The sequence below is a fragment of the Sphingomonas sp. HT-1 genome, assembly GCF_048568905.1.
In the GTDB taxonomy this organism is placed as follows: Bacteria; Pseudomonadota; Alphaproteobacteria; order Sphingomonadales; family Sphingomonadaceae; genus Sphingomonas.
Genome location: NZ_CP183770.1, coordinates 698478 through 721812, shown reverse-complemented (window position 1 = coordinate 721812; position 23335 = coordinate 698478). Strand labels below are relative to the sequence as shown.

Annotated in this window: 19 protein-coding genes; 12 read left to right on the top strand and 7 right to left on the bottom strand. The window is 66.5% G+C overall.

Annotated features, from left to right (window positions below; genetic code table 11):
• Positions 1-49: 49 nt before the first annotated feature.
• From ACNFJ7_RS03410 to ACNFJ7_RS03370, 9 genes are all read left to right on the top strand, one after another.
• Positions 50-919, top strand: a complete 870-nt coding sequence (locus ACNFJ7_RS03410; RefSeq protein ID WP_019367971.1) for an NAD(P)-dependent oxidoreductase — start codon at positions 50-52, stop codon at positions 917-919.
• A 204-nt stretch (positions 920-1123) separates the two neighbouring features.
• Positions 1124-1390 (top strand): DUF6356 family protein, encoded by a 267-nt coding sequence (locus tag ACNFJ7_RS03405; protein ID WP_019367972.1) that lies wholly within the window; start codon positions 1124-1126, stop codon positions 1388-1390.
• 25 nt (positions 1391-1415) lie between these two features.
• Positions 1416-2765 (top strand): FAD/NAD(P)-binding protein, encoded by a 1350-nt coding sequence (locus ACNFJ7_RS03400; RefSeq protein ID WP_019367973.1) that lies wholly within the window; start codon positions 1416-1418, stop codon positions 2763-2765.
• 51 nt (positions 2766-2816) lie between these two features.
• Positions 2817-3857 (top strand): 4-hydroxyphenylpyruvate dioxygenase, encoded by a 1041-nt coding sequence (gene hppD, locus ACNFJ7_RS03395; protein WP_019367974.1) that lies wholly within the window; start codon positions 2817-2819, stop codon positions 3855-3857.
• A gap of 123 nt (positions 3858-3980) precedes the next feature.
• Positions 3981-5258 carry a homogentisate 1,2-dioxygenase gene (gene hmgA, locus ACNFJ7_RS03390; protein ID WP_019367975.1) on the top strand — a complete coding sequence of 426 codons (1278 nt, stop codon included), beginning with the start codon at positions 3981-3983 and terminating at the stop codon, positions 5256-5258.
• Between the two features lie 26 nt (positions 5259-5284).
• On the top strand, positions 5285-5683 hold the full coding sequence (locus ACNFJ7_RS03385; protein WP_019367976.1) for a Rieske (2Fe-2S) protein: 399 nt from the start codon (positions 5285-5287) through the stop codon (positions 5681-5683).
• A 94-nt stretch (positions 5684-5777) separates the two neighbouring features.
• On the top strand, positions 5778-6248 hold the full coding sequence (locus tag ACNFJ7_RS03380; protein ID WP_026008845.1) for a GNAT family N-acetyltransferase: 471 nt from the start codon (positions 5778-5780) through the stop codon (positions 6246-6248).
• A gap of 2 nt (positions 6249-6250) precedes the next feature.
• The gene (locus ACNFJ7_RS03375) at positions 6251-6715 is read left to right on the top strand and encodes a MaoC family dehydratase (protein ID WP_019367978.1); all 465 of its coding nucleotides are present in this window, start codon (positions 6251-6253) and stop codon (positions 6713-6715) included.
• 4 nt (positions 6716-6719) lie between these two features.
• Positions 6720-7937 (top strand): flavin monoamine oxidase family protein, encoded by a 1218-nt coding sequence (locus ACNFJ7_RS03370; RefSeq protein ID WP_019367979.1) that lies wholly within the window; start codon positions 6720-6722, stop codon positions 7935-7937.
• Here the strand turns inward: ACNFJ7_RS03370 and ACNFJ7_RS03365 are convergent.
• From ACNFJ7_RS03365 to ACNFJ7_RS03340, 6 genes are all read right to left on the bottom strand, one after another.
• Entirely contained in the window at positions 7934-9400 is a 1467-nt protein-coding gene (locus tag ACNFJ7_RS03365; protein WP_019367980.1) for a flavin-containing monooxygenase, read from the bottom strand. The genes ACNFJ7_RS03370 and ACNFJ7_RS03365 overlap by 4 nt on opposite strands.
• Before the next feature lie 51 nt (positions 9401-9451).
• A complete protein-coding gene (locus ACNFJ7_RS03360; RefSeq protein WP_019367981.1) occupies positions 9452-13672 on the bottom strand; it encodes a translocation/assembly module TamB domain-containing protein in 4221 nt (1406 codons plus the stop codon).
• Positions 13672-15891, bottom strand: a complete 2220-nt coding sequence (locus ACNFJ7_RS03355; RefSeq protein WP_019367982.1) for an autotransporter assembly complex protein TamA — start codon at positions 15889-15891, stop codon at positions 13672-13674. Before ACNFJ7_RS03355 ends, ACNFJ7_RS03360 begins: the two co-directional genes overlap by 1 nt.
• A 103-nt stretch (positions 15892-15994) precedes the next feature.
• Positions 15995-18037 carry a malate synthase G gene (locus ACNFJ7_RS03350; protein WP_037512792.1) on the bottom strand — a complete coding sequence of 681 codons (2043 nt, stop codon included), beginning with the start codon at positions 18035-18037 and terminating at the stop codon, positions 15995-15997.
• Between the two features lie 74 nt (positions 18038-18111).
• Positions 18112-18519 (bottom strand): MarR family winged helix-turn-helix transcriptional regulator, encoded by a 408-nt coding sequence (locus tag ACNFJ7_RS03345; RefSeq protein WP_019367984.1) that lies wholly within the window; start codon positions 18517-18519, stop codon positions 18112-18114.
• 243 nt (positions 18520-18762) lie between these two features.
• On the bottom strand, positions 18763-19575 hold the full coding sequence (locus ACNFJ7_RS03340) for a prepilin peptidase (RefSeq protein ID WP_019367985.1): 813 nt from the start codon (positions 19573-19575) through the stop codon (positions 18763-18765).
• Between the two features lie 197 nt (positions 19576-19772).
• Here ACNFJ7_RS03340 and ACNFJ7_RS03335 point away from each other — a divergent pair, with 197 nt between their 5' ends.
• Positions 19773-20960: an acetyl-CoA C-acyltransferase gene (locus ACNFJ7_RS03335; protein ID WP_019367986.1), complete on the top strand. Its 1188-nt coding sequence runs from the start codon at positions 19773-19775 to the stop codon at positions 20958-20960.
• Between the two features lie 58 nt (positions 20961-21018).
• Entirely contained in the window at positions 21019-21663 is a 645-nt protein-coding gene (locus ACNFJ7_RS03330; RefSeq protein ID WP_019367987.1) for a DUF2238 domain-containing protein, read from the top strand.
• A 13-nt stretch (positions 21664-21676) separates the two neighbouring features.
• Here ACNFJ7_RS03330 and ACNFJ7_RS03325 read toward each other — a convergent pair whose 3' ends face one another.
• Complete coding sequence (locus tag ACNFJ7_RS03325; protein ID WP_019367988.1) at positions 21677-22159, bottom strand: SH3 domain-containing protein; 483 nt, start codon at positions 22157-22159, stop codon at positions 21677-21679.
• Between the two features lie 74 nt (positions 22160-22233).
• On the opposite strand from ACNFJ7_RS03325, the gene ACNFJ7_RS03320 reads away from it, so the two are divergent.
• Positions 22234-23232 (top strand): 2-hydroxyacid dehydrogenase, encoded by a 999-nt coding sequence (locus tag ACNFJ7_RS03320; protein ID WP_026008848.1) that lies wholly within the window; start codon positions 22234-22236, stop codon positions 23230-23232.
• Positions 23233-23335: the final 103 nt, after the last annotated feature.

The window sequence follows — 23335 nt, the reverse complement described above, 5'->3', positions numbered from 1 at the left end:
GGTCGCCGCGCGGCACACCATATGCTGCGACGCAACCAGGGAGACACGCATGGACCTCGCATTTCTCGGGCTCGGGCAGATGGGCATCGGCATGGCGAGTGCGCTGCTCGATGCCGGCCACACGCTCACTGTCTGGAACCGGACGCCGGAGAAGGCCGCTTCGCTTACCGATCGCGGCGCCCGGCTGGCGCGCACGCCCCGCGAAGCGGCCGACGGTGCCGAAGCGGTGCTGACGATGGTCGCCGACGATGCGGCGCTCGCCATGGTGTTGAACGGATCGGATGGGCTGCTGGCGGGCATGGCGCCTGCCACGCTGCACCTGTCGCACAGCACGATCGCCGTCGCTACCGCGGATCGGCTCGCCACCGCCCATGCAGAGGCCGGACATCGTTTCGTTTCCGCCCCGGTATTCGGCCGGCCACCGGTCGCGGCGCAGGGCAAGCTCGCCATCGTCGCGGCAGGTGCACCCGATGCGATGGAGGCAGCCGAACCGCTCCTCAAGGCGCTGGGTCGCGTCACTTTTCTCATCAGCGATACGCCCTCTGCCGCGAACCTAGTTAAATTGGCTGGCAATTTCATGATCATGGCCACGGTCGAAGCCTATGGCGAGGCGATGTCGCTCGGCGAAAAGGGCGGCGTCGCCCGCGAGAAGATGCTGGAGGTATTCTCGGGCACGATCTTCGACGGCGCGATCCACAAGGTCTATGGCCCGCCGATCGCCGAGCGTCGCCATCGCCCTGCGGGCTTCGCCGCGCCTTTAGGCCTCAAGGACATGCGCCTTGCGGGTGAAGCCGCCGAGGCGGTGGGCGCCAAGCTGCCGCTGCTCGACCTGGTCCGCGCGCATCTCACCGAGACCGTCGCCACAGAAGGCAGCGACGTCGACGTGACCGCGCTCGCTGAGACGATCGCCAAGCTGTGATTTGTCTTCCTCTCCCCTTGTGGGAGAGGGAGGGAGCGCCGCGTAGCGCGCGGAAGGGCGAGGGGGATGGGGAGATGCGGACCCAAGTCCCCCTCACCCTTCCCACTGCCTTCGGCAGCGGGCCCCTTCCCTCTCCCACAAGGGGAGAGGGATTCGGGACAGGATGCCCTTCCCCCCTGCCCCGTTCGCGCGTACAATTCCCACATGAGCACTCGGCTTTTCCTCGCCCATCCGCGCAGCGTCGGCGAAAGCTATGCCGAGCATGCCGCCACGGCGGCGCGGTTCGGCGTCACGATGATGATCGGCGGTGCCGCCTGCATCGTCCATGCGGTGCTGCGCTTCCTGTTCGTCCGCACCGCGAGCGACTCGGTGAAGCGGCTCTACGCCCAGATGAAGGCACGCCAGCCCGCCTTCGCCAAGCAGCAGGCCGCCTTCCGCCAGCCCGAGTGGCAGCTCGACTACGAAATCTGACGCCGGCATCGGGGGAGCCGCAAGCATGATCGAACACGTCGCCATCATCGGCGCGGGCTTTTCGGGCACGCTCCAGGCGATCAACCTCATCCGCCACGAGGGCCCGCGCGCGACGCTGATCGAGCGCGCGCCGGTGGCGGGCACCGGCCTCGCCTATGGCGCCGCCCACCCCTCGCACCTGCTCAACGTCCGCGCCGCGAACATGAGCGCCTTCCCGGATGATCCGGGGCATCTCGTCCGCTGGCTGGAGGCGCGCGGCGTGGAGAACGCCGCCGCCAGTTTCGTGCCGCGCCGGGTGTACGGCGAATATCTCCGCGAGATGCTGGGCGAAGCGCTCGCCCGCTATCCGGACCGCCTGCGCCTCGTCCGCGACGAAGTGGAAGACGTGACCTTCGATGCCGACGGCGCGACGCTCCAGCTGTCGGACGGCACGCTGCGCGCCGATGCCGCGGTGCTCGCGGTCGGCAACCTGCCGCCGCACGATCCGCCGGGGCTGGATCCCGCCACGCTCTCCGCTGAACGCTACAAGGGCGATCCCTGGGACCCGAGCGTCCCCGAAGGCCTGTCCGACAGCGATACGGTGCTGGTGATCGGCACCGGCCTGACCATGGTCGACGTGGCGCTGCTGCTGGAGGCGCGCGGGTTCGGCGGCAGGATCGTCGCGGTGTCGCGCCGCGGCCTGCTACCCCGCCCGCATGGCCCGGGGCAGGACTGGGACAAGATGCGCGAGCGCCCCCGCACCAGAGCCTCCGCGCTGGTCCGCACCGTGCGCGATCGCGCCGAGCAGGTCGGCTGGCGCAACGCGGTCGACGAACTCCGCCCCTTCACCCAGCCGATTTGGGCCAATGCCAGCGAGGACGAGCGCGCGCGATTTCTCCGCCATCTCCGTCCGTGGTGGGATGTCCACCGCCACCGCCTGGCCCCGGAGGTCCATGCCCGGCTCCAGGCGCTGGTCGATCGCGGCCAGTTGGCGGTGCGCGCCGCCAAGACTTTGGGCTTCGTGGAAGGTCCGGTGGGCATCGCCGTCACCCTCCGCCCGCGCGGGCAGGATGCGCCCGAGACGATCCTCGCCCAGCGCATCGTCAACTGCACCGGCCCGCTTGGCGACCTCGCCCGGTCGCGCGAGCCGTTGCTCCAGCGGCTCGCCGCCCGCAGCGTGATCCGTCCGGACACCGCACATATCGGCATCGACGTCGACAATCAGGGCCAGACCATCGCCGCCGACGGCACCGCCAACGCCAATCTCTACGCGCTCGGCCCGATGACCCGCGGTGCCTTCTGGGAGATCGTTGCGGTGCCCGATATCCGCACCCAGACCTGGGCGGTGGCCCGCCGCCTCTCCAATGCGCACTGGGTCGGCGGCGAGGGTCTGTGACGAACTGGTAACATTTGACACTAAATCGGGAAGTGAGGTATCAGGTCCGCTATGACCGATACCGCCAATCCGCTCGGCCTCAACGGCTTCGAGTTCGTCGAGTTCACCTCGCCCGATCCGGACGCGATGGCGCGCCAGTTCGAGCAGCTGGGCTTCGTCCCCACCCACCGCCATCCGCGCAAGAACATCACGCGCTACAAGCAGGGCCGCATCAACATGATGCTCAACCGCGACGATGCCGGCCGCGTCGCCGCCTTCCGCGGCGAGCATGGGCCCTCGGCCAGCGCGATGGCGTTCCGCGTCGCGGACCCGAAAAAGGCGATGGAATGGGCGCTCGCCCATGGCGGCAAGCCCACGGACGAGGACGACACCGTCATCCAGGGCATCGGCGGTTCCTACCTCTATTTCATCCAGGACGGCAGCGACCTCTATGCCGACTGGGCCGAGTTCCCGGGCTGGCGCGAGGCGGAGGCGCAGAACAGCGTCGGGCTCGACCTGCTCGACCACCTCACCCACAATGTCCGCCGCGGGCAGATGCGCGTGTGGAGCGAATTCTACCGCACGCTCTTCGGCTTCGAGGAGCAGAAATATTTCGACATCAAGGGCAAGGCTACCGGCCTGTTCAGCCAGGCGATGATCGCGCCCGACAAGGCGATCCGCATCCCGCTCAACGAGAGCCAGGACGACGCCAGCCAGATCGAGGAATTCCTCCGCGAATATAACGGCGAAGGCATCCAGCACCTCGCGCTGACCACCGACGACATCTACGACACGGTCGAGCGCCTGCGTGCCCGCGGCGTGCGGCTGCAGGACACGATCGAGACCTATTACGAGCTGATCGACAAGCGCGTCCCCGGGCACGGTGAGGATGTCGAGCGGCTGCGCAAGAACCGCATCCTGATCGACGGCTCGGTGGAGAACAACGAGGGCATCCTGCTCCAGATCTTCACCGAGACGATGTTCGGGCCGATCTTCTTCGAGATCATCCAGCGCAAGGGCAATGAAGGCTTCGGCAACGGCAATTTCCAGGCGCTGTTCGAGAGCATCGAGCTCGACCAGATCCGCCGCGGCGTGATCAAGGTCGACGCCTGACAGGTTCGGAGAGGGAGAGAGCCGGGGTGCCGCCGCAGCAACAGCTTGGCATACCCCGGCCCCACCGAACGCCCCATCCCCCTCCTGATCCTAAAGGGGAGACGCGCTGGAGAGGACGAGCCCGTGACTACCTATTTCCCCGGCTTCGGCAATCATGTCTCCACCGAGGCCGTGCCCGGCGCGCTGCCGATCGGCCGCAACAGCCCGCAGCGGCCGCCCTATGGCCTCTATGCCGAGCAGCTTTCCGGCACCGCCTTCACCGCGCCGCGCGCCGAGAACCGGCGCTCCTGGCTCTACCGGCTGCGCCCCAGCGCCGAGCACCCGCCCTACCGGCCCTATGAGGCCGCCCCGCTGTTCTCGCCCCACACCCCAGCCAAGCCGCTCGCCCCCAATCGCCTGCGCTGGGACCCGATCCCCGCCCCCACCGCGCCGATCGACTGGATCGACGGCATGGAAACGATGCTCGACACCCGCGATCCCGCCGATCTGGAAGGCGTGGTCGTCCACCGCTACGCCGCCAATCGCGACATGGACGCGCGTGCGTTCGTCGATGCCGACGGCGAACTGCTGTTCATCCCCCAGGCCGGGGCGCTCACGCTGCTGACCGAGCTCGGCCGGATCGACATCGCCCCCGGCCACATCGCCGTGATCCCGCGCGGCATCCGCTTCCGCGTGCTGCTGCCCGACGGCACCGCTTCCGGCTATGTCGCCGAGAATTACGGCGCGCCCTTCCGCCTCCCCGATCTCGGACCTATCGGTGCCAACGGCCTCGCCAATCCGCGCGACTTCGAGACGCCCGCCGCCTGGTTCGAGGACCGCGACACACCGTTCGAGCTTGTGCAGAAGTGGTTGGCAAATCTGTGGATAACCACCCTGCCCCAAAGCCCGCTCGACGTGGTGGCGTGGCACGGCAACCTCGCGCCCTATCGCTACGATCTCGCCCGGTTCAACACGATGAACACGGTGAGCTTCGACCATCCCGATCCGTCGATCTTCACCGTGCTCACCTCGCCCAGCACCGTCGCCGGCCGCGCCAACGCCGATTTCGTGATCTTCCCGCCGCGCTGGATGGTCGCCGAGGACACCTTCCGCCCGCCCTGGTTCCACCGCAACGTGATGAGCGAGGCCATGGGGCTGATCCACGGCGCCTATGACGCCAAGGCGGAGGGTTTCGCGCCGGGCGGGCTGTCGCTCCACAACCTGATGGCAGGCCACGGCCCCGACGTCGCCAGCTGGCGCGGCGCGACCGAGGCGACCCTCAAGCCGCACAAGATCGAGGGCACCTTGGCCTTCATGGTCGAGACTTGCTGGCCCTATCGTCCGACCGAGCACGCGCTCACACATGCGCAGCCCGATTACGACTCCGTATGGGAAGGCTTCCCGAAGGCGCAGCTGCCATGAACCTCGTCCGCTGGACGCGGTGCTGAATGGAGCGCCTCACCGCCACCCCAGCCGGCGTGCAGCTCGGCCCGATCGAGCTGATCCCGGACAATGCCGCACGCAACTTCGTCCTGGAAATGCGCGCGGGCCGCTTCCACGGCTTCATCGTGCGGCGCGGCGACAACGTCTTCGGCTTTGTCGATCGCTGCGCCCATGTGCCAGTGCCGCTCGCCCAGCAGCTAGATGGCTATCTCACGCCGGACGGCACGCACATCCAGTGCAGCTGGCATGGCGCCCTGTACCGTATCGAGGACGGACGCTGCGTCGGTGGCCCTTGCACGGGATCGCAACTGCTCGCATGGCCCGTGGCCGTCCGCGAGGGCATGCTCGTCACCATTGCTCCCCCGGTGGAGCCCGGCGAAACTGTACCAGCTTCGGTCATTTGAGCCTTTCACAAGGCTTGCGTCGACTGGCCCGTACCCGGATAGGACAGTACAGGGCGACGATCGCGTCGCGATGGAAAAGGACGAGCGAGCGCCGATGCCGAGCATGATCTTCCGGGACGCGTCCGCGGCAGACCTGCCGGCGCTGATCGCGCTACTGGATGACGACGATCTCAGCCGCGGGCGCGAGGATTCCTCGCTACCGCTCGACGCGCGCTATCTCGCTGCGTTCGCCGCAGTGGAAAGCGACCCCAACCAGCGACTGATCGTCGCCGAACAGGACGGCACGATCGTGGGCACGATGCAGCTTAGCTTCCTCCCCGGTATCGCGTTCCGCGGCGCTTGGCGTGGCCAGATCGAAGCGGTGCGCATCGCCGCCCCCGTTCGCGGGGCCGGTCTGGGCAGCCAGATGATCGAGTGGGCGGTCGAACGGTGCCGCGAGCGCGGATGCCGCATGGTCCAGTTGATATCGATGCAGACGCGCACCGGGGCGCACCGCTTCTACGAACGGCTGGGCTGGTCCAAGAGTCATTACGGCTTCAAGCGCGCAATCGAGCAGAAGGATTGAGCATGGCCGGCAAATTCTTCGACGAATGGCAGCTAGGCGACCGCATCGACCATGCGCTGCGTCGCACCGTGACCGAGACGGACAATCTGCTGTTCACCACCCTAACCCACAACACCCAGCCGCTGCACCTGGATGCCGAGGCGGCGCGTGCTTCGGAATTCGGGCAGATCCTGGTCAACGGCACCTACACGTTCAGCCTAATGATCGGCATTACCGTCGGTGACACCACCGCAGGCTCGCTGGTTGCGAACCTCGGCTATGACAAGCTGGTTATGCCGAAGCCTGTGTTCCTAGGAGATACGCTGCGCGCCAGTTCCGAAGTGATCGAGCTGCGCCCCTCGCGCTCGCGGCCGGGCCAGGGCATCGTGACCTGGCGGCACCAGATGCACAACCAGCGCGACGAACTGGTCTGCGAATGTCTCCGTTCGGCGCTGCTCCGCAGCCGCGCCGGCGGAGCGGCGTTATAACGACATGCGCGACGTCGACGTTCTGGTAATCGGTGGCGGCGCGGCCGGCATTGGCGCGGCCCGTACCCTTGCGGATGCCGGCGTCGACGTGCTGCTGATCGAGGCCGATGCCCGGCTGGGCGGCCGCGCCCGTACCGAGCATATCGCCGGTATGGCGCTGGATATCGGTGCAGGCTGGCTGCATTCGGCGGAGCACAATCCGTGGGTGGAGCTTGCCGCCCTGCACGGCTTCGCGATCGATCGCACCTTGCCGCGCTGGCGCGAGCAATGGCGTCAACTTGGTTTCTCGAAGGCCGAACAGAAAGCTGCGGCCAAGGCGTTCGGCGATTTCGAAGCCCGGCTGCGCCTCGACCCGCCGCCGGGCGACCGGGCCGGCGCCGCGCTGCCGCCGGGCACATCGTGGAGCAGCTGGATCGATACGATCAGCGGCTTCGTCAACGGAACCGCCACCACCAAGCTTTCGATTGCCGACTACCTCGCCTATGACGACGCCGCGACGGAGACGGACTGGCGCGTTCCAGCCGGCTACGGCGCGCTGGTCACCGCGCTTGCTGCCGGCCTGCGCACCGCGCTGGCAACGCCGGTGACGGCGCTCGATCGCTCGGGCACACGGCTGACGATCGAAACGCCACGCGGCACCCTCAGCGCGGGCAGCGCCATCCTTACGATTTCCACCGATGTGTTGGCCCGCGGCGCCATCAGCCTCACCGGGCACGACGAGATCCTCCATGCCGCCGCCGCGCTGCCGCTCGGCCTGGCGGACAAGCTGTTCCTCGCGATCGGCCAGGGCGAAGACGAGCTGGAGCCGAACGCCCACCTGCTCGGCGATCCGCGCAACGCGATCACCGGCACCTATACGCTGCGCCCTTTTGGTCGCCCCGTGATCGAGTGCATGTTTGGGGGTGAAGGTGCTCGCGAGATGGCCGAACGTGGGCTCCAGGGCGCCGCCGACTTCGCGGTGGAGGAATTGTGCGCGCTGCTCGGCGGGCAATGGCGACGCCGCCTAACGCTGCTGGCCGGATCCGCCTGGAGTCGCGAGACGCATATTCTCGGCGGCTATAGCCATGCCCTGCCCGGCCGTGCCGATGCCCGAGCTGTCCTCTCCACACCGATCGATCCGCGCATCCGGTTCGCCGGGGAAGCCTGTTCGCGCACCGAATTCTCGACCGTGCACGGCGCCTACAAAAGCGGCGTCGCCGCAGCACGCGCGCTCATCGGCTAGGCAACGCGCCGCCGCGCCGGTTCGGGGTTCGAAAAGACTAGCTCGTCGTCGATCCGGCCGAAGCGCAGGGCCAGCAGATCGCGGGTATAACTTTGATGCACGCGCCAAGGCTTGCGGTGGCCCTGCCGGGGCAGTTCCTTCGCAACCCGCTGGATGTAGCTGGAGGTGAAATCCAGAAAAGGCTGAGGCTGAACCGCCACCTGCGGCTCGGGCGTTACCTGGCGCATGCCGCGCCGCGCCATGCGGTTGAGCAGCCGGGCGACATGCTCGGCGGTCAGGTCCGCCTTCAGGGTCCAGCTGGCGTTGGTATAGCCGAAAGCGATGGCGAAGTTCGGCACGCCGGAAAACATCATGCCTTTGTAGGTCAGTCGATCGGACCAGGTGACCACGTCGCCGTCCACCGTCACGGGGATTCCTCCCATCAACTGCACCTCCAAGCCCGTCGCGGTGACGATCAGGTCGGCGGGTAGCAGGTCGCCCGATTCCAGCGCGACCCCTTCGGGCGTAAACCGAGCGATGCGATCGGTGACGACATCCGCCCTACCGTCGCGGATTGCGGCGAACAGGTCGGCGTCCGGTACCAGGCACAGCCGCTGGTCCCACGGGTCGTAGCGAGGCGTGAAATGGGTCGCGACGTCATAGCCATGGCCTAGTTCGCAGCGGACCATGTCCACCAGCCGTTCCTTCGCCTTTTCAGGATGCTTTCGCGCGATCCGATAGAAATACTGTCCCACCAACACATTCTTCCAGCGCGTTAGCATATAGGCCATCTTGCCGGGCAAGCGCCGGCGCAGCCAATTGGCGATGCCGTCTTCCGAAGGCCGCGCGACGATATAGGTCGGAGATCGCTGCAGCATGGTCACGTGCGCCGCCTGCTTGGCGAGTTCCGGCACCAGTGTCACCGCTGTGGCGCCGCTGCCCACTACAACGACGCGCTTGTCGGCATAGTCGATGTCCGGCGTCCAGAATTGAGGGTGCACGATCCGCCCACGGAATTCCGCTTGGCCGGCAAACGCCGGCATGTGGCCGCGAGCGTAATTGTAATAGCCGGAACACAGAAACAGGAAGCTGCAGCTGAACTGACGTGTTCGCCCGTCGGCCTCCACCGTCACCGTCCACAACGCCTCGTCACTGGACCAATCGGCCGCGATCACGCGATGGCGATAGCGGATGTGCCGGTCGATCCCGAACTCGCGTGCGGTATCTTCCAGATAGCGCAGAATGGCATCGCCATTGGCGATCGCCTTCGCCTCGGTCCAGGGCCGGAAGGAAAAACCGAGTGTGAACATGTCGGAATCGGAGCGGATCCCCGGATAGCGGAACAGGTCCCACGTTCCGCCAAGACGCTCCCGCCCTTCCAAGATCGCATAGGTCCGCCCGGGGCATTGGGTCTGCAGATGATAGCCAGCCCCTATCCCGGAAATTCCCGCGCCCACGACAAGTATGTCGAAATGCTCGCGCATCTACCGCCTCTCCTGACGGTATCGTCGCATGCCTTGTCATGTCGCGCTACCTCAATAATCACGAGAGTAGCGCAGGCTTGCTCCCGATCCGCCGAAGGAACTGGTCTGCGACAATGCACTCAGCGCCCGGGAAAGCGAAATCTCTAGCTGCGTCGCTGTGAAACCGCGGGCATCGGTGATGATCTCGATGTAGATATCGTTGGTGATATACTTGCCCGCGGCAAGTGAGGTCCCGCGGCCCGTCGTATCGTCGGCGCCGAGCACGCGCAACCGATCGATACCCGTTGCCGATTTCAGCTGGCCGAGCGGATTGAGCCCGCCGCCGCTACCGCGCAGCGAGTTCAGCGCCGCCGCCAACTGGATCGCCTCCGTGGCGGAAAGATTGGTCACGTTCGTGCCGAAGAACAGGCGCGACAGCACTTCGTCCTGCGGCAGCGCAGGATTGGACGTGAATGCGATCTGCGGCTTTTGCGCGGTTCCGGTGATGTTGAGGATCGCGGTGACGCCTTCCGCCGTGGTGCTGGCGGAGATGTCGATCGTCGGATTAGTCAGTTCCGCGCCCTGAAAACGGATGATACCCTTGCTCAGGTCGAACCGGCGGCTGGCGAAGCTATAGGTGCCGCGCACGACTTCCATCGTTCCGCGGACCTGCGGGTTGATCGTCGTGCCGCCGATGGTGATCCGCGCCTGCCATTCGGATTCCAGGCCCATGCCGCTCAGCATCAGCCGGTTATCGGCATGCACCAGGATGTTCAGGTCGAAATTGGCGAAGGCACGCGCCGGCTTGGGTGCACGCGCCTGCTGCGCCGGATCCAAGTCGCCCTTCCGCCGGACCCCGGTCAGTTCCGAGATCTCGGCCGCGCCCTGACGGATTATCTGGTAATTGGCTTGGGGGATGGAAATGTCGCCCTCGATCTTCTGCACGCCGGCGCCCTTGGTGACCGTCAGCGATCCGCTCGCGGTCGCCCCAAGCGATTCGCTCCGCGCCAGGCGCGCATCGGCGAGCTTGACATTGATCGCCATCGGGAAACCCTCTGCGGATGAAAGGCCCACCCGGCCGCTCGCGCTCACGGTGCCGTCCCCGGCACGCGCGCTTGCCTGGTTGAGGACGAAAGCGTCGTTGGAGAACTGCCCGTCGATCTTCAGATTGGCGAGGCGCGTGCCCGTCGTTTCGTTGTCGTAGGTCAGGTTGTCGGCGCGCACCAGGCCGTTCAGCTGCGGTCGATCAACGCGGCCGGAGAAGTCGGCAGCGATTCCGATCGGGCCGGTGAGCTGCTGGTTCGGCAGCCCGGCAAAGGCGAAGGGCAGCGCGGACGGGCCATTATAGCGGATGCCGCCGGAAAGCGGCGCTGCCATCAGCCGCTGCGTCCAACTACCCGCGCTCGGGCCGAGCGGCCGCAGCGTCGCGACCACGCGGCCGATCGTGGCATCGCCCTTTCGGATCAGCGCCCGCGCGTCGCCGCCATCCGGCAGCAGCCGGGCCAGCAGGCTGACATGCACCGGCGTCGAAACCCGCGCGAGGCTCGATCGGGTCAGGTCGTCGATCTCAAGCCGGACATCGGCGCTCGGGAACGTATCTGCATCCGGCTGAGCGAAGTCCAGGCTGCCGGACGCGGTGCCGCCCATGCCCAGATCGGGCACGAAGGCGTTGATGATCGCCAGGTCCATCCGGTCGAGCCGCGCCTGGACGGCCATGCCGTCGCCATATCGCCCCGCGATCCGCACGCTGCCCTGGTCGAAGTCGATCCGCGTCGGCAACAGCCGATATCGCCCATCGTTCACCGCGACCTGCATCGCATTCGGTGTGCGGAAGCGGATGCCGCTCGCCTGCCCCTGCAACGTCAGCAGCCACTGCTTGGGCGTCATTCGTCCGTTCACCGCGATGTCGAACGGCACACCGGACGATCCCGTCGCAACCGCCTGCACCGATCCGTTGCCGCCACGATAGTCGATCTTGGCGCGTGCCGTCTTCAGCAGGAACTCGCCGCGCTTCAGGTTGGCGATCTGCACATCCGCTAGGATCTGCGGCTGCTCCGCCAGCACGATGCTGCCAGTGGCAATGGCGCGGCCGATGGAGAACTCCGCGACGCCCGGTATGCTCGCGTTGAAAGCTGCGGCGCGCAGGTCCGCGCGCTGAAGATCGCCTTCTGCGCCCAGCGTCGCCACGCCATCGACACCCGATCCCTGGAAGCGCAACTGTCCTGCAAAGGGCCCAGTCGGCGTGGCTTGCACCTGGCCTACGATGTTCATGCCCGCAAAGCGGGCCGCGCGCACGTCGATTGCCAGCGCGCGGCCGGTGCGCACCAGCACATCGGCGTTGAACGGCCCGTAATTGCTCTCGCCAGTGGCGGTGACGGCATAGGCGTCGCCGCGCCCGCTCACCCGCGCCTCAACCTTGGCAAGGCCCACGCCCAACCCCGGCTTTTCGGCCCGCAAGAGGAGCTGCGGCGCTGCCAGCGTGCCGGTCACGCGCGCGCTGAGCGGGCCATATCGGGTCGATACGGCCTCGGCGGTCAGCCGGATCGGTCCGGCCGGATCATAGGTGCCCGATCCGCGCAGCACCCGGAATTGAGGTGCCCGCATTCGCACCTCGCTGATACCGATCACGCCGCGCGGATCCAGGTTCAGCCGCGCCGACGCGACGGTGTTCCCGCCCAAAAAGTTGCGCACGCCTTCGTTGAACAGTGTGCGGCTGCGCCCCGCCACACGGCCGCGAATGCCCCAGCCGCCGCCGGGCGCGGTATAGAGTTCCGCATCGGTGTTAAGGTCGACCACGCCGACCCCATCAATCCGATACTGGTTGATCCGGCCCTTGATCGCACCGGCGTAGCGGCCGCGCGCCATGTCGGCGGCGACAATGGCAGTCGCGTCCACCTTGTCCGAACGAAGCCGGAGATTGTCGGACAGGATACGTCCGCCCGAGATGGCTAGGTCGCCGTTGATCGACACGTTAGTAACGAGCCCGCCGGCGGCGGCATTCAAGCCCGCAATGCGCTTCGCGCTTGCGCGCACGGGGATCAGGATCCGGTCGGAATTCACCCTGGCCTGGCCCTCCGCCACCAGCCCCTCGACCACCGTCTCGCCGAAGCCGATCGCGCCCGCGGAGAGCTTGTAATCCACCATCGGCGTGGCGAACGCTCCATCCAGTGCCAGGGCGGCGCGCACTGCTCGCCCATTCAGCTGCGGCGCGATCGAGCCGGGCTTGATCAGCAGCGCGTCGACGCGCACGTTGCGGAATTGGTTGTTGCCGAGGTCGACGAGCCCGCTCGCCTCTGCCGAAAGCGCGTCCGAGCGTAGCTTCACCACGCCGTTCGCCGTCCGGTCCGCCCATCGGAAATCGGTATCCAGCTGCAGACCCGGCGCCGTCAGCCGCTCCACTGGCCCCGCCAGATACAGGCCCGGATGCGTCATGCCGCGGATTTGGAAGCGACCATTGTCTGCGGCAATCGTTAGATTGGCGAAATTCGCACCGCCCAGCGTGGCAAGGCCGCGCCCGCGCCATTGCTTCCAGTCACCGCTGCCTTGCACCGTCGCACGCAGCGGCGCCTGCAGCTTGGCGAGACTGGCGACCAGACCTGCCGCCGGCGCGTCGAGCCGAAGATCGATGCGAAGCCGGTTCGCCGCCGGCACCGCGTCCAATGTTAGGTTCAGCCGGTCGCCGCCCGCTACGCCGCGCGCCGCGATCGTGCCGGCATCGGCGCGGATCTGTGCCCGTCCGTCCGAAAGATGGGCCGATCCACGCAGCCGCGCGATGTGCCGCTGCCCGCTCACGCCCGGGCCGATGTCGACCCGGACGACCTCCAGCCGGGCGATATCGATGTTCAGATCCGGGAGCAGCGGCGCGTTCGGATCGCCCGACGGTTTCAATTCGGGCAGCCGCGCCAGCCGCACCTCGGGACTGGTAAGGCTGCGGATGTCAATCCGGTTGTTGGCATAGGCGAACGGCCGCCAGTCCAGCCGGATCTCCTGCGCGGTAGCGAACACGCCCTTTGCATCGCGCACACGCACATCGCGCAGCACCATCGCGCCATAGATCGATCCATCGATCCGCCCGATGCGAAAACCGAGGCCGGAAGCGAGTTGCAGGCGGCTGAGCTGGTCTGCGATCAGTCGGCGCCCCGGCTGGGTATCGAGCCCCAGCAGCGCCAGCCCCACCACCGCGGCGAGCGACACCGCGCCGACGACAACCCACTGCACGACGCGCAGCCAGATGGGCTTGCCCGGTCGCACTGCGGATGCCGGTTTCTCGCCTTCAGGCAATGCGTCCACCATCAGAAGGCCTGCCCGATCGAGATATAGAGTGCGATCTTTGGTTCGTTCCGCTTGCGTGCGATCGGCGTCGCCACATCGATTCGCAGCGGGCCGAAGTTGGTGTAAAGCCGACCACCGATGCCCGCGCCGAAGCGCAGATTGCGCCCCGTCGGCATAACGCCTTCATAGACCTGTCCCGCATCGACAAACGGGACGATGCCGTAGTTGCCGAAGCGATAGCGCGCCTCGATGCCGAATTCGTTAAACGATCGGCCGCCCACCGGCCGGTCGTCTGGCGATCGCGGGCCGAGCTGCTGATAGCCGAAGCCACGCACCGATCCGCCGCCCCCGCTGTAGTAGCGCCGTGACGGCGGCAGTTCGTCGCGCAAGACGCCGTTGATCGATCCCGCACGCGCGCGCCCGGCGATTACTATGTTGCGGGTGACGGGATAATAGCCGGTCACCTCGACCATCGTCCGCACATAGGGCCGCACCGATCCGCGCACCGACGTTTCAGCGCTCGCATTGGCCTTGATGCGATAGCCGCGGGTGGGATTCAGCAGGTCGTCGGACGTGTCATAGCCAAGGAACGTAGGAATTGCCGCGATCAGCCAGGTGCCGCGGTCGCGCTTCCCCAGGTCGAAATTGTACCGGTCCTCGTTCGAACCCACCAGTTCCGCGCCGTAGTAATAGGTCCAGCGCTTTTGCCAGATCGGCGTCGAATCGCGCGAGATCCGCCCCGACAGCGTCGTGGTATAGGATTCGAATGCTTCGTAGTTCGCGTGATTGAGCGAGGCGATCAGCAACAGCGTGCGATCGCGCTTGCCGGCATTCGATCTGCGGAAGGTGGTCGTCAGCGCCTGTTCTTGAGTACCCAAGATGCTGCTCACGGTCAGCGCGCCTTCGGGCGGGAACAGGTTGCGGTGAGTCCAGCTCGCCTGCAGCTTGATGCCCTGTCCGGTGCTGTAGCCCAGTTCGCCAGCCAGCGTGCGCGGCTTTCCCGCCACTTGGGTGACGAGCAGATCTACCTTCTCAGTGCCGTCGGGGCCGGGCTCGCCTGTCCGCTTCGGCTCCACCGCGACGGTGGAGAACAGCCCAGTCGCGATCAGCGCCTGCCGCAAATCGTCCACCCGCCGGCTGTCATAGATCGCCCCCTCACGATAGCGGCGGAAGATATTGACGTGCTCGGCATCGAACACCGGCCGCGCCCCGCCCGTCTGGATCGCCCCGAAGCTGGCGCGCGGCCCAAGGGTAACCGGCAACGTATAGTCGCCGGTATGCGTCGTCTCGTCGAGCAGGATGTCACGCTGGCCGACCTCCACAAACGGATATCCCTGCTGCGGCAGCCGCAGCGAGACGTTCGCCTCGGCGCCCATCACGCGATCCGCTTGGATCGGATCGCCCGGGTTCAAATTCAGCTCGCGGTCGAGCAGGCCGAACGGAACGGTCTGGTCGCTCTCGATGCGGATCGTGCCCAACCGGTACAGCGTCCCCGGGCTTGCCGTGATCGTCGCGCGCAGATTGCCCGAATTAGGCGGCACCTGTTCGAGCAGCGACGAGGCGGCGCCGTCGTAATAGCCGAGTGACCGCATCAGCCGGAGCGCGAGCTTTTCGTCCTCGCGCGCGCGCGCAGCGACCATGGCGGCGTTGGCGGCCTTGCCCTTGCCGTTGGATAGGGCGGAGAGATTGTCGAACGAATCTTCCAGCCGCAGCTTGTCGAGCCCCGTCACTACCGTGGTGTAGCGAATAGCCGGCGCCTCTTCGGAATCGTCTTCCGCCGGGGCTGCGGAGGGATCGACCTTGAATTCGGCTAACGATGGCAGTGGCGCTTCCATCTCAGCGGGAACCGGCCCCACTGGCGCGAGCCCCTGATTCTGGCTGGGCGCGGGCGCCTGATCCCCCGCGGGCACGGGCGCCGGACTCTGCTGGGTCGGCGCTGCAGGCTGCACAGCGTTGGGCTGCACGGGCGGGGCTGCGGGTTTATCGAACCTCTGGATCGGCTCCAGCGGCGCATTGATGTCGTCGCTCAGCTTGGGCAGCGCCTTTTCGAATGCCGCGTCGGGAACGATCGGCTCTTGGGCGTCAGGGGCCGGATCGCGCGCAGCATCGCCGCCGGGCAGCGCCTGCCCCGGCGCGCCCTGGCCCGGCTTGGCATCGCTGATCTGCGCCTGGGCCAGTGCCGGAATGAAACTCGCCCCGGCGAGCGCGGCGATCCAAACCGCCCGAACCCCTATTACCACGCGCCTCCTTCGGGAGCCGTGATCGATTCCGGCCCACTTGAATCCGTAACGGTTTGTTGCCGATTTTGCTCCCAAGCTTAATCCGCAGAAGCGAAGGTTGCGATCAATTGCAAGCCTCGCGCGCCTTGGCGAGGGCGCGGAAGCGGTGCAGCAACGGCTCCGTATAGCCGTTTGGCTGTGTCGCTCCTTCAAAGATCAACGCCTTCGCCGCCTGAAACGCCAAGCTCCGCGCCGGATCGCTTGCCATCGAGCGATAGGCTGGGTCGCCGGCATTCTGCGCGTCCACCTTGGCCGCCATGCGCAGCAAAGCGGCTTCCACCTGCGCCGCGCTCGCAACGCCGTGCAGCAGCCAATTGGCGATGTGCTGCGACGAAATGCGCAGCGTCGCGCGATCCTCCATTAAACCGATATCGTGCAAGTCCGGCACCTTCGAGCAACCGACCCCCTGGTCCACCCAGCGAACGACATAGCCCAATATGCCCTGCGCATTGTTGTCCAGTTCCTGCGCGATCTCGTCTGCCGTCCAGTTCCGCCCCCCGGCGAGCGGCACGGTCAGCAGATCGGACAAAAGCGGCGGCACCGCCGTTGCAAGCGCGCGCTGGCGGGCGAAGACATCGACCTGATGATAATGCGTGGCGTGCAGCGTCGCCGCGGTGGGGCTCGGAACCCATGCAGTAGTCGCGCCGCTGTTCGGATGCGCGATCTTCTGCGCCAGCATGTCGGCCATTCGATCCGGCGCCGCCCACATGCCCTTGCCAATCTGCGCCTTGCCGGAAAGGCCGCAATCCAGCCCAATGCGCACGTTACGCGCCTCATAGGCGGCGATCCAGCGCGCGTTCTTCATCTCGGCCTTGGGCACCATTGGGCCCGTGCGCATGCTGGTGTGAATTTCATCGCCCGTGCGGTCGAGGAATCCGGTGTTGATGAAGAACAGCCGGTGCTTCAGCGCATGGATGCACGCGGCGAGATTGGCGGAAGTGCGCCGCTCCTCGTCCATCAGGCCGATCTTGATCGTGTTGGGCGCGATCCCAAGCAGTTTCTCGACGGCACCGTAGAGCCGATCGGCAAAGGCGCATTCCTCGGGCCCATGCATCTTCGGCTTCACGACATAGATCGATCCCGCCCGGCTGTTGCGCAGCGTGCCCAGACCCTTCAAGTCGTGCAGGCCAATCGCCCCAGTGACGATCGCGTCCAAAACACCCTCGGGCGCTTCTTTGCCGTCTGGCAAAAGCACCGCCGGCGTCGTCATCAAGTGGCCGACATTTCGGATCAGCAGCACCGCGCGACCGGGTAACGTGACCCCGTTCGCCAGCACGCGATCGGCGACCAGTGTACGGGTAAGGCTCTCGCCATTCTTCACGAATGTTTCCGCCAGATCGCCGCGCATTAGTCCGAGCCAATTGGCATAGCCGAGTACCTTGTCCTCGGCATCTACCGCCGCGACCGAATCCTCAAGGTCGATGATTGCGGTCAGCGCCGATTCGAGCAGCACATCGGCGATATGATCGGGATCGTCCTTGCCGATCGGATGGCGGGGATCGCGCACGATGGCGAAGTGCAGCCCGTTGCCGCCACGATAATAGGTCGCCTCCCGCGCGCCGTCCGTGGCGCTGCCGATTTCGGTAGCTGCCGGCGCAATCTGGTCGAGAAAGCCCCGCGCCCAGGCGATCACCTGCCGGCCTCGCGCCGCATCATAGCCGCCGGAATGCGGCGCACCTTGGATGGCATCGGTGCCGTACAGGGCATCATACAGGCTGCCCCAGCGCGCGTTTGCCGCGTTGAGCACGAAACGAGCGTTGAGCGCCGGCACCACCAGCTGCGGCCCGGCAAGCGTCGAAATCTCGGCATCGACATTTTCGGTGGCGATGGCGAACGGCGCCGGCTCAGGCAACAGATAGCCGATCCCGCGCAGAAAGCCCTCGTCGACCGCCTCGCCGGCCATCAGCCGCGCGTCGATCGCCGCTTGCAGTGCATCCCGCTTGTCAAGGAGCGCGCGATTCACCGGCGCGAGTTCGACGAAGACCGCCGCCGCGCTCGTCCAGAAGGCAGCGCTATCGATGGAGAGCGGCGGGAGCACGGCCTCCTCGACGAAGCGGGCCAGCGTGGCTGCAACCTGCAATCCGGCGCGGTCAACATAAGTCGTCACGGAGTCCTCCTCGCGGTTCTTTGCTACACGCCTGGGGAGGGCAGACCCTGTCTACGCGAGGGCACGCCGGGCGATCAACCCCCGTCAAATGCCGTAGCCGCCGCCTCGATCCGCGCAAGCATCGCCGAAAGCTGCGCTTTCTCCGCATCCGAGAAGCTGGCGAACAGCCTTGCCTCCAGCTCCAGCGCCTTGGGCGCGATCTGCTCGTACAGCTGCCATCCTTCCGGCGTCAGCGCGACGAGATGCGACCGCTGGTCACTCGGATTGGCGGCGCGAGCGATCAGGCCGCGTTCGACCAGTCCGATTGCGGCGCGGCTCACCGTCACCTTGTCCATGCGCGTGCGGCCGCATAGCGCCTGCTGGCTCATCGCCCCGCCTTCTGCAAGCACCGCCACGAGTCGCCATTCCGGGATGCGCAGGCCAAACAATGTCCGATATGCGCTGGCCACTGCATAGGATACGGCGTTTGAGGCGATGGACATCCGATACGGCAAAAAATTGTTTAATTTCAATGTTGTCACGCAGATCCCTCATGTGCGGTTTCGTTTTTCGCAAGTGACAACGCTAACAGGTTGCAAATTTTGCAATGATACCGGTAACACTTCGCACTTGCAGCAGACCCTCGTAAGGTGCAGAAAGATCGGGCCTTTCAGGCATCCTCTCCTAAGACTTTCATAGGCTGCCCTTTGGGGCGGCCTTTTTTTTGGGCCGTTTGCCGCTGCGGTTCAATGCGCGTCAGGTACCCTCGCTAATATCATCGTACTGCCCGGCAGCGGTGATGGCGGAACAAGATGCGGCGCCAGCCACACCGTCCACGCACCGGCGGCGAGCATCACCCCGAACGGCAGGCGATCCGTCGCCCGCACCCGCCTGCCGGCGCACATCATGCCCAGCACTGCTGCCAGCCCGATCAGGCTCGCCGCCAGCAGCACCAACGGTAGGTCCTGCCATCCAAGCCAACAGCCGATTGCAGCGAACAGCTTGGGATCTCCGCCGCCTAGTCCCTGTCGCCCTCGAGCCGCCTTATATCCGCGCGCCACCAGCCATAGCACGGCGAAGCCACCTGCCCCGCCGATTACGCGATCCGCCAGTGGCGGGCCCAGCGCGAACGCGCCGGTAGCGAGCCCCGCCACGGCCAGCGCGGCATTGAGCGCGTTCGGCAGCCAGAACGCTGCCAGATCGAGGGCGGCAAGCGCCAGCAGCAGCCAGCCGAACAGTGCACCGGCGGCCCCCTGCAGCCCCGGCACGGCGAGGCCGGCAATCACGCCGATCGCCAACCCGGCGATCTCCGTCACCACATGGCTCGGCGGGATCGTCGCCTGGCAGTGGCGACATTTGCCTCGCTGCACGAGGAAACTCAGCACCGGTATCAGCTCCGCTGCTGTCAACGATCGGGCGCAGCTGTCGCAGGCCGATCGCCCCCGCGTGGCGCGGCGTCCTGCGGGCCAGCGGATTGCGACCACGGCAATGAAGCTGCCGAACACCGCTCCCAAAACGCCGAGCAGGACGGGCCACCCCCACGCCGCGATCGCGCTCATGCGCCTGCCGCTTGCATATTGGAGAGCTCCCAGTGCCGGAACCGCCCGAGCGTGCCGCGAGTCAGCCGCAAATCGCGGCGCGGTTTATCGGAAGATCGACGGGGTTCATGCACCGCGCCTTCCTGCGGGAGCGCGATCGCTTTTGCAAACCGTAGCCCGCCCGCCTAGATCGGCGCCAACCGTTGAGAGGAGCCTGTATGTCCGCCGATCCGATCGTGATCCTTTCCTATGCCCGCACGCCGATGGGCAGTTTTCAGGGATGTCTCGCCGATGCTAGCGCTACCGACCTCGGCGCCACGGCGGTGGGCGCCGCTGTCGAGCGCGCCGGGCTACACGGCGAGGCCGTCGAGCGCATCTATATGGGCTGCGTGCTTCCCGCCGGACTAGGCCAGGCTCCGGCCCGGCAGGCCGCACTGAAGGCCGGCCTGCCGCTGCACATCGAAGCGACAACGATCAACAAGATGTGCGGATCGGGCATGCAGGCGACGATCATGGCGGCCGAGGCGCTTGCCGCCGGCTCGGCCGGTCTACTGGTCGCCGGGGGCATGGAGAGCATGACCAACGCGCCCTATCTGTCGATGCGTCACCGCAATGGCGCGCGCATCGGCCACGACGTGCTGAAGGACCATATGTTCCTGGACGGGCTGGAAGATGCCTATGAGCCCGGCCGGCTGATGGGCAGCTTCGCGGAGGAAACCGCCGGCGAATATCAGTTCACCCGCGATGCGCAGGACGCCTTCGCCATCGCGAGCCTCGAGCGTGCCAAGGCGGCACAGACCAGCGGAGCGTTCGACCGGGAGATCGTCCCCGTCGATTTGCAGGGCCGTAAGGGCGTCGTGACCGTGGCGCTTGACGAGCAGCCTGGGAAAGCCGATCCGGCGAAGATCCCGACGCTCAAGCCGGCTTTCGCCAAGGACGGCACGATCACCGCCGCCAATGCCTCGTCGATCTCGGACGGGGCAGCGGCGCTGGTGCTGGCCCGCGCATCGGTCGCGGAAAAGTTGGGTCTGACGCCGATCGCGCGGATCGTCTCTCATGCCGCCCACGCACACGCGCCGGCGCGCTTCACTACCGCACCAGTCTTCGCCATGCGCAAGGCGCTGGAGAAAGCTGGCTGGCAAACGGGCGATGTAGATCTTTTCGAGGTTAACGAAGCCTTTGCCTGCGTGACGATGATCGCGATGCAGGACCTGGGCCTCAGCCATGACGTGGTAAACATTCATGGCGGTGCATGCGCGCTAGGCCATCCTATCGGCGCGAGCGGTGCGCGAGTGCTGGCGACGCTGCTATCGGCGCTGGAACGCAAGGGCCAGAAGCGCGGCCTGGCATCGCTGTGCATCGGCGGAGGCGAAGCGACAGCCGTGGCGGTGGAACTCATGGACTGACGAGTTGCGCGAGCGAGCGCTGCTCGACATGCGGGAGGAAAGAAGTCATCCCTCTCCCATGTCTTCCTACGGCTCTGCCTGGCGCGGGCTTCCGCGACCGCAGCTGGCGTCGCTCCTGCTCCTCGGCCTCGCCGTCGTCTTTGCGAACATCCGCCAGCCCTACCCGGAAATCGCGCCGCTGCAGCACCTGCCGACCGTGCTGCTGCTTTTGGCGGCCCCGCCTCTGCTGCGGCGCTGGCCCTTATCGGATGCCGCTATCGTCGGCTTGCTCCTCTTCTGGCTGCTCCACACGCTGGGTGGCCGCTACACCTATTCGAACGTCCCCTATGACGCCTGGGCGGTCGCTCTTACTGGGCACAGCATCGGCGGCACGCTCGGGCTTGTGCGCAACGGCTATGACCGGTTCGTGCATCTGGCGTTCGGCCTGCTGTGGGTGGCACCTGTTGCACAGGCGATGCACCGCCACGCCAGCATGGGGCGGCGTGCGGGCGTGTGGACCGCATTCCTGTTCGTCGGTGCAATGAGTGCCTTTTACGAGATCTTCGAATGGCTGCTGACGATCCTCATCGCCCCAGACATGGCCGATGAGTATAACGGCCAGCAGGGCGATGCTTGGGATCCGCAAAAGGATATGGCGATCGCCTTATTCGGCGCCGCCCTCGCTGCGATTTGGCTTTGGCCCCGCAGGAACGACGCCGCCTGATCGCGGCGCCCGTCTACCGCACCGCCTCCCCCGGATCGGTCCCCCAAAGACGCGCCTGCTCGACATAGCCTGCGCGGCCCGCGACGTCGAACCAGCACCAGCCGGCGTTGCACGCGCTGATCCGCCCCACCACTCCCGGGGCCGCGCGCCAGCTGATGTGCGAATCGCCCGCGGGGGTGCGTCGCAGTTCGGCCACGCCGCCGCGCACGATTCCCGTGCGTTTGTCCTCGAGCAGGTTTGCCTGCATCCAGCCTTCCGCGCCATCCGGATCGCGCACCTTCAGCCATGCGCCGTAACTGGCGACCACCTTCAGCGGCAGGCCGCGGCGCTGATAGAACCAACTGGTCGGATAGTTGCGCCCCGGCCCGCTACGCATCCGCGCCTTGCTGGCCTTCAGCGAGGCATAATAAGGCGGCTTGCGCTCCGCATGCGCAGGAGCGGCGAACGCCAGGACCGCCAGAGTCAAAAGTCCAATCGAGAAGCATCGATGCTGCATGGCCCCGTCTATCGACCAGCGGCGCAAGCGCTTCAACCGTTGACTGCATCGAACGCACTCGCCAAGCCATTGCCATGGCCGATCCAAAGCGACCGTCCCGCCCCCGGGTGATTTTAACGCGCGCGCTGCCGCACGCCAGCGAAGCGCGAATGGGCGAGCTGTTCGACTCGGTACCGAATCCCGACGATCGCGCGATGGACGCCGCGGCTCTCTCCGCCGCCATGGCCGATGCCGACGTGCTGGTGCCGACCGTCACCGACCGCATTACAACGGATCTGATAGCCGCCGCGCCCAATCGGTTGCGGCTGATCGCCAATTACGGCGCCGGCGTCGGCCATATCGACCTCAAGGCCGCTCGCGCCCGCGGCATCGTCGTTACCAACACCCCCGGCGTGCTGACCGACGATACCGCCGACATGGCGATGGCGCTGATCCTCGCCGTGCCGCGCCGACTGGTGGAAGGCGACAAGCTGGTCCGCTCGGGCGCGTGGCGCGGCTGGAGCCCCACCAGTATGCGCGGCCACCGGATCGGGGGGCGCAGGCTAGGCATCCTCGGTATGGGCCGTATCGGCCAGGCGGTGGCGCAGCGCGCGCGGGCGTTTGGGCTGCAGATCCATTATCATGGGCGGCATCGCGTGCATGAGGTGCTGGAGCACCAGCTCGGCGCAACCTATCACGACGATCTCGACGCGATGCTGGAAGCGATCGACATCCTGACGATTCACACGCCGCACACGGCCACCACCAGCGGCCTGATCGACGCTCGGCGGCTCGATCTGCTCGGGCCCAACGCTTGGCTGGTCAACACCGCGCGCGGCGAGATCGTCGATCCGAACGCGCTGGTAGCAGCGCTACAGGAACGCCGCATCGCAGGTGCCGGGCTCGACGTCTATGTCGACGAGCCGAACGTCGATCCGCGGCTAATGGGGCTCGAAAATGTCGTGCTGCTGCCGCACCTCGGCTCAGCGACTTTCGAGGCGCGCGAGGCGATGGGTATGAAGGTCATCGCCAATATCCGCAGCTGGGCGGACGGGCATCGCCCGCCGGATCAGGTGTTTGAGGGGTGGCTGTAACACCCATCTAAGCCCCTCCCCTTCAGGGTAGAGGTTGGGACGGAGCTGAGTCTCACACAGATCAACCGCTGTTCTGGAATTCCTTCGCCCTCAAACCCCTCCT

What these genes read in the sequence shown, in the direction of transcription:
- ACNFJ7_RS03340 (WP_019367985.1), bottom strand. Translation starts at nt 19,575, where the DNA reads ATGAGCGCGATCGCGGCGTGGGGGTGGCCCGTCCTGCTCGGCGTTTTG.
- ACNFJ7_RS03345 (WP_019367984.1), bottom strand. Translation starts at nt 18,519, where the DNA reads ATGTCCATCGCCTCAAACGCCGTATCCTATGCAGTGGCCAGCGCATAT.
- ACNFJ7_RS03335 (WP_019367986.1), top strand. Translation starts at nt 19,773, where the DNA reads ATGTCCGCCGATCCGATCGTGATCCTTTCCTATGCCCGCACGCCGATG.
- ACNFJ7_RS03380 (WP_026008845.1), top strand. Translation starts at nt 5,778, where the DNA reads ATGCCGAGCATGATCTTCCGGGACGCGTCCGCGGCAGACCTGCCGGCG.
- ACNFJ7_RS03365 (WP_019367980.1), bottom strand. Translation starts at nt 9,400, where the DNA reads ATGCGCGAGCATTTCGACATACTTGTCGTGGGCGCGGGAATTTCCGGG.
- ACNFJ7_RS03405 (WP_019367972.1), top strand. Translation starts at nt 1,124, where the DNA reads ATGAGCACTCGGCTTTTCCTCGCCCATCCGCGCAGCGTCGGCGAAAGC.
- ACNFJ7_RS03370 (WP_019367979.1), top strand. Translation starts at nt 6,720, where the DNA reads ATGCGCGACGTCGACGTTCTGGTAATCGGTGGCGGCGCGGCCGGCATT.
- ACNFJ7_RS03325 (WP_019367988.1), bottom strand. Translation starts at nt 22,159, where the DNA reads ATGCAGCATCGATGCTTCTCGATTGGACTTTTGACTCTGGCGGTCCTG.
- hppD (WP_019367974.1), top strand. Translation starts at nt 2,817, where the DNA reads ATGACCGATACCGCCAATCCGCTCGGCCTCAACGGCTTCGAGTTCGTC.
- ACNFJ7_RS03330 (WP_019367987.1), top strand. Translation starts at nt 21,019, where the DNA reads ATGTCTTCCTACGGCTCTGCCTGGCGCGGGCTTCCGCGACCGCAGCTG.
- ACNFJ7_RS03320 (WP_026008848.1), top strand. Translation starts at nt 22,234, where the DNA reads ATGGCCGATCCAAAGCGACCGTCCCGCCCCCGGGTGATTTTAACGCGC.
- ACNFJ7_RS03360 (WP_019367981.1), bottom strand. Translation starts at nt 13,672, where the DNA reads ATGGTGGACGCATTGCCTGAAGGCGAGAAACCGGCATCCGCAGTGCGA.
- ACNFJ7_RS03400 (WP_019367973.1), top strand. Translation starts at nt 1,416, where the DNA reads ATGATCGAACACGTCGCCATCATCGGCGCGGGCTTTTCGGGCACGCTC.
- ACNFJ7_RS03375 (WP_019367978.1), top strand. Translation starts at nt 6,251, where the DNA reads ATGGCCGGCAAATTCTTCGACGAATGGCAGCTAGGCGACCGCATCGAC.
- ACNFJ7_RS03410 (WP_019367971.1), top strand. Translation starts at nt 50, where the DNA reads ATGGACCTCGCATTTCTCGGGCTCGGGCAGATGGGCATCGGCATGGCG.
- ACNFJ7_RS03385 (WP_019367976.1), top strand. Translation starts at nt 5,285, where the DNA reads ATGGAGCGCCTCACCGCCACCCCAGCCGGCGTGCAGCTCGGCCCGATC.